Below are 8,039 nucleotides of genomic sequence, written 5' to 3'. Positions count from 1 at the left end.
AGACTGCCCCCTCACGGCCTTTTCTCCCGGCCAGCTTGCCGCAGGCGGCGGCTCTTCGCAGTCCGAAGCGGTCAGATCGCCGCGACGCGGCCGAACTTCCACCGGGGAGTGCTTTCCTCCTCCACCGCCGGACCGGCCGCCGCGGCCCGGCCACGCCATCCGCCGATACCGGTCAGTATCCGTGTTCGATCGCGGGCCCCAGCGGTCACCACCGCCGCACGGGCGCTCACCCTGCGCAGCGGCGGGCGCCCCGACGCGACCGCCCGGTTGAGTACGCACCGCGTTCGGCGAGAGAATCTCACCCAGCCGGGCACCCGGACCCGCCGCGACCGCCGGTGCCAGGCCCGAAGGCCAGGGAGAGAGCCCGGACATGCCACCGGAACCCCGTACCGCCGACGACTGCTTCGCCCGTCTCGAAGCCGACCCGGCGGGCGCGACGAGCTACTTCTACGGCCGCCTCTTCGCGGCCGAGCCCCACCTGCGCGCCCTGTTCCCGCCCGCGATGGGCCGCCAGCACGACCGGTTCTTCCAGGCGCTCGCCCGGATCGTGCGGAGCCCGGACGACCCCGCCGGCCTCGCCGCCCACCTGTGCCGCCTCGGCCGCGGCCACCGCAAGTACGGAGTCCGGCCCGAGCACTACGAAGCCGTCGGCGCCGCGCTCACCGCCACGCTGCGCGTCTTCGCCGCCGACTGCTGGACGCCCGCCGCCGAGGCCGCCTGGACCGCCGCCTACACGCGCGCGGCCGAGGCCATGATCGGCGCCGCCGAGCGGGACGCCGCGCAGTCCCCGCCGTGGTGGGCCGCCGAGGTCACCGCCCACGACCGCCGCGCCCCCGACCTCGCGGTTCTCACGCTGCGCCCCGAGCGGCCGCTCCCCTTCGCCGCCGGGCAGCATGTCAGCGTGCAGACCGCCCGCTGGCCCCGGATGTGGCGGCCCTACTCGATCGCGAACGCGCCCCGGCCGGACGGCACGCTGCGCCTGCACGTCCGGGCCCGCCCCGGCGGCTGGGTGAGCGGCGCGCTGGTCCGGGCCACCGCGCCCGGCGACACCGTGCTGCTCGGCCCGGCCGAGGGCGAGATGACCCTCGACCCCGACCCCGGCCGCGACCTGCTGCTGATCGGCGGCGGCACCGGGCTCGCCCCCATGAAGGCGCTGGCCGAGCAGGCCGCCGGATCCGGCCGCGACGTCCGGCTGCTGGTCGCCGCGCGCACCGCCGACCACCTCTACGACCTGCCCGACCTGCGCCGGCTGGAGGCGGCGTCCGCGCGGCTGCGGGTCGTCCCGGTCCTGTCCCGGTCGGCGGGCCCCGGCGCGCTGACCGGCCACGTGCAGGACGTCCTGCCCGGCCTGCTGGACTGCGTCCGCGACCACACCGCCTACGTCGCCGGGCCCGCCCCGCTCGTCCGGGCCGCGGCCGCGGCGCTGCGGCGGCTCGGCGTGCCGGCGCCCCGCGTCCACCACGACCTGCCGGCGTGCGGCGGCGGGGCGGTCACCAGCCCGCCCGCTCCCGCAGGTACTCCGTCGTCGGCGCGTCCGCCGGATAGAACGACTCGATCGCCAGTTCCGCGACCGTGATGTCGATCGGCGTGCCGAACGTCGCGATCGTGCTGAAGAAGGACAGCTCCCGGCCGTCGAACCGCATCCGCAGCGGGACGAAGACGTCGTGCCCGGCGGGCGGCGCGATCGCCTCCCCGACGTCCCCGGGGAAGCTCCGCAGCTCCCGGCAGAGCTGGGTCAGCGAGGCGTCCGCGGTGAGCGCGACGTGCCGCCGCACCCGGTCGATCATGTGGGCCCGCCACTCGGCCAGGTTCAGGATGTTCTTCGCCATCCCGTCCGGGTGCATGCTCAGCCGCAGCACGTTCAGCGGCGGCTCCAGCAGCTCCGGCGGCGCGCCCTCCATGAAGAGCGCGGCGGCGCCGTTGGCGTCGATGAGGTTCCAGAACCGGTCGACGACCACCGCCGGGTACGGCTCGTGCCCGGCCAGCACCTGCTTCAGCGCCGCCCGGACCGCGTCCATCCTCGGCTCCTCGATCGGCGTCTCGTCGAACACCGGCGCGTAGCCGGCCGCCACCAGCAGCAGGTTGCGGTCGCGCAGCGGCACGTCCAGGTGCTCGGCGAGCCGCAGCACCATCTCGCGGCTCGGCGCGGAGCGCCCGGTCTCCACGAAGCTGAGGTGGCGGGTCGACACGTCCGCCTCCGACGCCAGCTCCAGCTGGCTGAGCCGGCGCCGCTGCCGCCAGGCGCGCAGCTGGTCGCCGATGGGTCGCATGTCACTCAACGCCGTCGTCACGCTCCGGACGCTACCGGCCTCCCGGTCACGCCCGCGATTACGTCACGGGTAATGGACGCCGCGACGGCCCGGCGACCAGGGTGGACGCGAACACGCTCACCGAGGAGGCTCCATGACCCCTGACCAGCTCACCGACGCCATGCCGTTCGCCCGCGCGCTCGGCGTGCGCATCGACACCGCCGGGCCCGAAGAGGTCACCGGCCGGCTGGACTGGGCCCCGGAGCGCTGCACCGCCGGCGGCGTCATGCACGGCGGCGCCCTCATGGCGCTCGCCGACACCCTCGGCGCCGCCTGTGCGTTCCTCAACCTGCCGCCGGACACGTTCACGACGACGCTGGAGTCGAAGACGAACTTCTTCCGCGGGGTCAAGGAAGGCTGCGTCAAGGGCGTCGCGCACCCGCTGCACACCGGGCGGACGTCGATCGTCGTCCAGACCGACCTCTACGACGACGGCGGCCGCCGTGTCGCTCAGGTAACCCAGACCCAGGCCGTCCTGTGCTCCTGACAGCCCGACCCGCCCGGCGCCTTTACGTTGTAGATTTTTTATTGAGGTACTCGCCGAAGAAGGCGAAGATCCGCTCCCACCCGTCGGCGGCGTTCTCCCGCCCCCTGCCGAGCCCGAAGACGATCTTCGCGACCGGGCCGAGCGGGGCCGGCGGGGCGAACCCGGTGAGGAAGGAGTGCCCGGTGCCCGGGTACTCCTTCACGTCGTGCGGGACGCCTGCGCTCGCCAGGGCCCGCTCCAGCTTCCCCGCCGCCCCGCGCAGCGTCGGGTCGGCGCCGCCGTAGCTGCCGACGACCGGGCACGCGCCGCGCAGCGACTCCGCCGGCCGGCGGGGCAGGATGCCGTAGTTCGCGGCGGCGGCCTTGAAGTCGTACTTCGCCGCCGCCACCAGCGCGAACCCGCCGCCCATGCAGAACCCGCACACGCCGACGTCGCCGGTGCAGTCGCCGCGCCCGGCGAGCCACGCGCGCGACGCCTCGATGGCGTCGTAGGTCGGCCCGCGCTGCGCGCGCATGTCGCGCATCGCCTTGCTGACGCACCGCACCCACGGCGCCCCGTTGTAGAGGTCCGGCAGGACGGCGAGGTACCCCTGCGCGGCGAACCGGTCGGCCTGGGCGCGCATGTCCGCGTTGGCGCCCATCGCCTCGAAGACGATGACGACGCCCGGCCAGGGCCCCTCCCCCGCGGGGACGGCGAGGTACCCCGGCACCTCCCGCGCGCCCGCGGGAATCATGATGTCAGACATACCGTCCAATAATGCCGCAGCCCCCGCCGCGCGCCTAGGCCCCGCCGCGGCGCCCCAGGGCGGAGGTCAGACCTTCCGCCACTCGGGGATCCACGAGCCGTCCTCGACGACGTAGTCGCCGAACAGGTCCGGGGCCTCCCTGCGCATCACCTCGCCGATCTTGCCGAACAGCAGCCGGATCTCCTCCTCGGCGCCCGGCGCGGTGCGGTTCTCCAGGGTGTGCCGCAGGGTGCGGACGTTGGCCGTCCAGACCAGGCCGGTGCCGACGCCCTCGGGGGCGAAGCGGCGCATGAACGAGGTCTTGTGCTTCTTCTCCTTGAACGGCACGCCCTCGTCGTCGAGGCCGAAGTGCTCGGCCATCCAGCCCTGGAACTCCTCCATCTGCTCCAGCATCGCCGTGGCGCGCTTCATCAGCTCGGGGTCCTCGCGGGCCCACTCGGGGAACCAGAACGGGATGTCCTGGAGCCGGACGAACCGGAGCGACTCCTGCGAGATCGCCACGCCGGGGCGGTGCCGGACGAGCTCGTGGGTCAGCACGCGGCTCACGTTGTGCAGGACGAAGCTGAAGCTGACGTGCTCCAGCACCGAGCCGTGCAGGCTCCGCAGGATGTTCTGCAGGTACTGGCCCGAGTCGGTGCGGATCTTGGTCACGTTGGGGTTGAGGCCCGGCTCCCAGGAGCGGTAGCAGAGCCGGCCCGCGAACTCGGCGAGGTTCTGCGGGTCGTTCAGCTCCGCGTCGAGGTCGCCGCGGTCGAGCCGCTCCAGCCAGCTCTCCCCGCCCACGTCCCGCAGGTACCGGGCGACCTCGTCGTAGTCCAGTTCGGGCTTCGCGACGAGGAACACCTCGGGCTCGACGCTCTTCACTCTCGTATCCCCCCACCGGTCGTTTGCATCGCCTCTTAGGAAACCACCCCGCCGGTGCCGCCGCGACCTGGGACGGGCCCCGCCGCGACGGTGTGGACCGATACGGTTCGGTTCGGAGGGTTCGATGATGGTTCAGGGGGATCCCGGCGCTCTGCTGGAGCGCGCGCGCAAGTTCGAGCGGCAGGGGCGGTCCGCCGAGGCCGCGGCCGCGTTCGCGGAGGCCGCCGGGGCGATGGAGGCGCGCGGCGACTGGCCGGACGCGGCGGCGGTGCGGGCCCGGTACGCGCGGGCGCTCGCCGCGGCGGGCGACGTGGCGAAGGCGCAGCGGGTCGTCGACACGCTGGACCGGGGCGCCGCGTCGCTGCCGGCGGAGGTGCGGGCGGGGCTGGACGCGCAGGCCGCGCACGTCCTCGCGGCCGCGGGCCGGACCGGCGAGGCGGCGCGGCGCGCCTGGGCCGCGATGTCGGCGTTCGGAGCGCTGCACGACGCGAAGCGGTCCGGCGCCGCAGGCGTGCACGCGGCGCGGCTGATCCTCGAGGACGCCGGGCCCCGGGACGCGCTGCGGCCGCTGCGCGAGCTGCTGGCGCAGATGCCGCCGGGCGGCGACGGCCACCGCCGGGTCGCCGCGCTGCTCGCCGACGCCGAGCGGCGGCCCGACCGCGACCACGACGTCCTCGTCACCGACCCGGACAGCGCGCCGTGGGGGCGGCTCGCGGCGGCGCTCGCCGTCGGCGCGCACCTGGCCGTCGGGAACGGGACCGCCTGGAACGCCCTGCGCGGCGAGCCCGGCGACAAGGAGCTGCTGGAACGCGACTGGGGCGTCACCGACGCCGCCGGCTGGCGCGAGCAGATGGACGCGCTGCTCGACGCCCGCAACAGCGACCCGGCGATCCAGATGGTGCTCGACCGGCGCGGGCGCGGCACCGGGGAGCGGGAGTGGCGCGCCGCGATCACCGCCTGGTGCGGCGAGCGCGACATCGGGGAGGAGACCGTCCGGGAGGTCGTCGAGCTGTCGGGCGCGGTCCTGCGGTACGAGGCGCGGTTCCGCGCGGACGGCCTGCTCCCGCCCGACGGGCGGGTGGAGAGCGTGTACGGCTACGACTTCGGCCGCGCGGTGAACATGGCCCGCTGGGGCCTGTCCGCCGGGTACTGCGACGCCGACGAGGCGGAGAAGTGCGTCCTCACCGCCGGGCACCGGGCCCACCAGGTCTACCCGTCGTGGGGGTCGTTCTCCGCCGGGTACGTCCTCGGCCGGATGCTGCGGTTCGACGAGGGCGAGTTCGGCGAGTGGTACGACCGCTCCCTCGCCGGCCACCGCGTCCTCGCCGAGGACCCGGGCAGCCCGTGGCGGCGCATGGCCTGGGGCTAGCCGCCCCGGGCCCGGCGCCCCCGGTCAGAGCAGGGCGTCGATGTCGTCGGTGATCGCCTTGCGGTCGGCGGCGCCGAGGGACGAGGCGGCGACCGCGTTGCGGGCCAGCGCCGCCAGCTCGGCGGGGCCCAGCCCGAACACCTCGGCGGCGACGCGGTACTCGCCGGTCAGGGTCGTGTCGAACATCGGCGGGTCGTCGCTGTTCAGCGTGACGAACAGGCCCTCCTCCAGCATCCGCGGCATGGGGTGGGCGGACAGGTCGGGGACCTGGCCGGTGCGGAGGTTGGAGGTGGGGCACACCTCCAGCGGCAGCTGCGTCTCGCGCAGGTGGGCGATGAGGCGCGGGTCCCGCACGCAGCTGGTGCCGTGGCCGATCCGCTCGGCGCCGAGGCCCTCGATCGCCTCCCAGATCGTCTCCGGGCCGGTCATCTCGCCGGCGTGCGGGAGGCTGCGCAGCCCGGCGGCGCGGGCGGCGGCGAACGCGTCGCGGAACGCGTCCCGGTGCGGGGTGCGCATCTGCTCGATGCCGCCGATCCCGAACCCGACGAGCGCCTCCGGCGGGTGGGAGAGCGCGTGCTCCAGGGTGCCGCGGGCGCCCTCGGCGCCGAACTCGCCGGGGATGTCGAAGATGTAGGCGACGCGGACGCCGAGCCTCTCGCGGGCCTCGCGGACGGCGTGGTCGAGGGCCTCGGTGACCGCGGGCATCGGCATCCCGGCCCGCTGGTGGGTGTAGGGGGTGACGGTCAGCTCGACGTACCGGACGTTCTGCGCCGCGAGGTCGCGGGCGACGCCGAAGACGAGGGTGCCGACGTCCTCGGGCGTGCGGACGAGGCCGGACACCGCCTCGTAGACCTCGGCGAAGTGCGGGAAGTCGCGGAACTCGTAGAAGGCGCGCAGCTCGCGCTCGTCCGCGGGGACGGGCCCGTCCGGATGGCGGCGGGCGAGTTCGAGGACGGTGGGGACCGAGGCGGAGCCGACCAGGTGGACGTGCAGCTCGACCTTCGGCAGGGCGTCGATGAACGCCTCGATGGGGGTGCTCTGGGTGGAAGTCACGCCGCGAAGCTAACAGCGACCGCGCCCCGTCCGACAGACGAAGGCGGTGAACCTGACAGGAAAACGTCAGGAATACCTCCTCGGGCCGCCGGCGGGGTCCGCGGTGCGGCAGGATGGGCCCGTGCGCGCGGCCCGGTTGATCTCGATGGTGCTCCTCCTGCAGTCGCGGGAGGCGATGACGGCGGGCGAGCTCGCGCGCGAGCTGGAGGTGTCGGAGCGCACCGTCTACCGGGACATGGAGGCCCTGTCGGCGGCCGGGGTCCCGGTCTACGCCGACCAGGGGCGCGGCGGCGGGTACCGGCTCGTCGGCGGGTACCGGACGCGGCTGACCGGCCTCACCCGCGAGGAGGCCGAGGCGCTGTTCCTGTCCGGGCTGCCCGGCCCGGCCGGGGACATGGGGCGCGGCGGCGCGCTGGCGGCGGCCGAGCTGAAGGTCCTCGCGGCGCTGCCCGCCGCGCTGCGGGACGCGCCCGCGCGGGCGAGCCGGCGGTTCCTGCTGGACGCGCCCGGCTGGTTCGGCGAGTCCGGCCCGCCGCCGCTGCTGCGCGAGCTGGCCCGCGCGGTGTGGCAGGACGAGACCGTCGAGCTGCGCTACCGCCGCAAGGGCACCGAGGTCGTGCGCACGGCCGACCCGTACGCGCTCGTCCTGAAGAACGGCACCTGGTACCTGGTCGCGCGGGTCGACGAGGGGTACCGCACGTACCGGGTCGACCGCGTCACCGCCGTCCGGGCGGACGGCACCGTCTTCGAGCGGGACGAGGAGTTCGACCTCGCCGCGCACTGGCGCGGCGCGGCGGCCGAGTTCGTGCGCTCGATGCTGCGCGAGGAGGCCACCGTGCGGCTCTCCCCCGCCGGGATGCGGCTGCTGCGGTACGCGGTGGAGCCGTACGCGGCCCGCCGCGCGGCGGAGGCGGCCGGCGAGCCCGACGCGCGGGGGTGGGTGACGACCACGCTGCCGGTCGAGTCGGCGGAGGTCGCGGCGTCGGAACTGCTGCGGCTCGGCCCGGAGGCGGAAGTCCTCGCGCCGCCGGAGCTGCGGGAGCGGATGGCGGTCAGCGCCGCGCGGCTGGCGGAGCTGTACGGCGCCTAGATCGTTGATGGGAAATGTTGGTGTTGGTCAATGGTCGTAGGCGATCAGGGAGCGTTTGACGGGTGCGTTGATCAGCCAGTTGTGCCAGATCGCGGCGTTGAGCGCCGTGATGCGCTGGCAGA

Annotated in this window: 8 protein-coding genes and 1 pseudogene; 4 read left to right on the top strand and 5 right to left on the bottom strand. The window is 75.0% G+C overall.

The window, feature by feature from the left end; translation table 11 throughout:
* Positions 1-370 precede the first annotated feature (370 nt).
* Positions 371-1,576, top strand: a complete 1,206-nt coding sequence (locus tag ETD96_RS36410; protein WP_138641018.1) for a globin domain-containing protein — start codon at positions 371-373, stop codon at positions 1,574-1,576.
* Here ETD96_RS36410 and ETD96_RS36405 read toward each other — a convergent pair.
* The gene (locus ETD96_RS36405) at positions 1,491-2,291 is read right to left on the bottom strand and encodes a helix-turn-helix domain-containing protein (RefSeq protein ID WP_478209500.1); all 801 of its coding nucleotides are present in this window, start codon (positions 2,289-2,291) and stop codon (positions 1,491-1,493) included. The genes ETD96_RS36410 and ETD96_RS36405 overlap by 86 nt on opposite strands.
* A gap of 112 nt (positions 2,292-2,403) precedes the next feature.
* Here ETD96_RS36405 and ETD96_RS36400 point away from each other — a divergent pair, with 112 nt between their 5' ends.
* Positions 2,404-2,796 carry a PaaI family thioesterase gene (locus tag ETD96_RS36400; protein WP_138641017.1) on the top strand — a complete coding sequence of 131 codons (393 nt, stop codon included), beginning with the start codon at positions 2,404-2,406 and terminating at the stop codon, positions 2,794-2,796.
* Positions 2,797-2,818: 22 nt separating this feature from the next.
* Here the strand turns inward: ETD96_RS36400 and ETD96_RS36395 are convergent, their stop codons facing one another.
* Together ETD96_RS36395 and thyX are read right to left on the bottom strand one after the other, a co-directional pair.
* Positions 2,819-3,541: a dienelactone hydrolase family protein gene (locus ETD96_RS36395; RefSeq protein WP_138641016.1), complete on the bottom strand. Its 723-nt coding sequence runs from the start codon at positions 3,539-3,541 to the stop codon at positions 2,819-2,821.
* A 66-nt stretch (positions 3,542-3,607) separates the two neighbouring features.
* A complete protein-coding gene (gene thyX / locus ETD96_RS36390) occupies positions 3,608-4,405 on the bottom strand; it encodes an FAD-dependent thymidylate synthase (RefSeq protein ID WP_138641015.1) in 798 nt (265 codons plus the stop codon).
* A 124-nt stretch (positions 4,406-4,529) separates the two neighbouring features.
* On the opposite strand from thyX, the gene ETD96_RS36385 reads away from it, so the two are divergent.
* Entirely contained in the window at positions 4,530-5,774 is a 1,245-nt protein-coding gene (locus tag ETD96_RS36385) for a DUF1266 domain-containing protein (RefSeq protein WP_138641014.1), read from the top strand.
* A 24-nt stretch (positions 5,775-5,798) separates the two neighbouring features.
* Here the strand turns inward: ETD96_RS36385 and add are convergent, their stop codons facing one another.
* Positions 5,799-6,827: an adenosine deaminase gene (gene add / locus ETD96_RS36380; protein ID WP_138641013.1), complete on the bottom strand. Its 1,029-nt coding sequence runs from the start codon at positions 6,825-6,827 to the stop codon at positions 5,799-5,801.
* 121 nt (positions 6,828-6,948) lie between these two features.
* On the opposite strand from add, the gene ETD96_RS36375 reads away from it, so the two are divergent.
* Positions 6,949-7,917: a helix-turn-helix transcriptional regulator gene (locus ETD96_RS36375; protein WP_138641012.1), complete on the top strand. Its 969-nt coding sequence runs from the start codon at positions 6,949-6,951 to the stop codon at positions 7,915-7,917.
* A 27-nt stretch (positions 7,918-7,944) separates the two neighbouring features.
* On the opposite strand, the pseudogene ETD96_RS48285 reads toward ETD96_RS36375, so the two are convergent.
* Positions 7,945-8,039, bottom strand: a pseudogene (locus ETD96_RS48285) (IS982 family transposase); the annotation flags it as partial.

Origin of the sequence: Actinomadura geliboluensis (genome assembly GCF_005889745.1) — a bacterium.
GTDB classification, from domain to species: Bacteria; Actinomycetota; Actinomycetes; order Streptosporangiales; family Streptosporangiaceae; genus Spirillospora; species Spirillospora geliboluensis.
This window is presented reverse-complemented; position numbering and strand designations above follow the sequence as displayed.

What these genes read in the sequence shown, in the direction of transcription:
- ETD96_RS36395 (WP_138641016.1), bottom strand. Translation starts at nt 3,541, where the DNA reads ATGTCTGACATCATGATTCCCGCGGGCGCGCGGGAGGTGCCGGGGTAC.
- ETD96_RS36385 (WP_138641014.1), top strand. Translation starts at nt 4,530, where the DNA reads ATGATGGTTCAGGGGGATCCCGGCGCTCTGCTGGAGCGCGCGCGCAAG.
- ETD96_RS36410 (WP_138641018.1), top strand. Translation starts at nt 371, where the DNA reads ATGCCACCGGAACCCCGTACCGCCGACGACTGCTTCGCCCGTCTCGAA.
- ETD96_RS36400 (WP_138641017.1), top strand. Translation starts at nt 2,404, where the DNA reads ATGACCCCTGACCAGCTCACCGACGCCATGCCGTTCGCCCGCGCGCTC.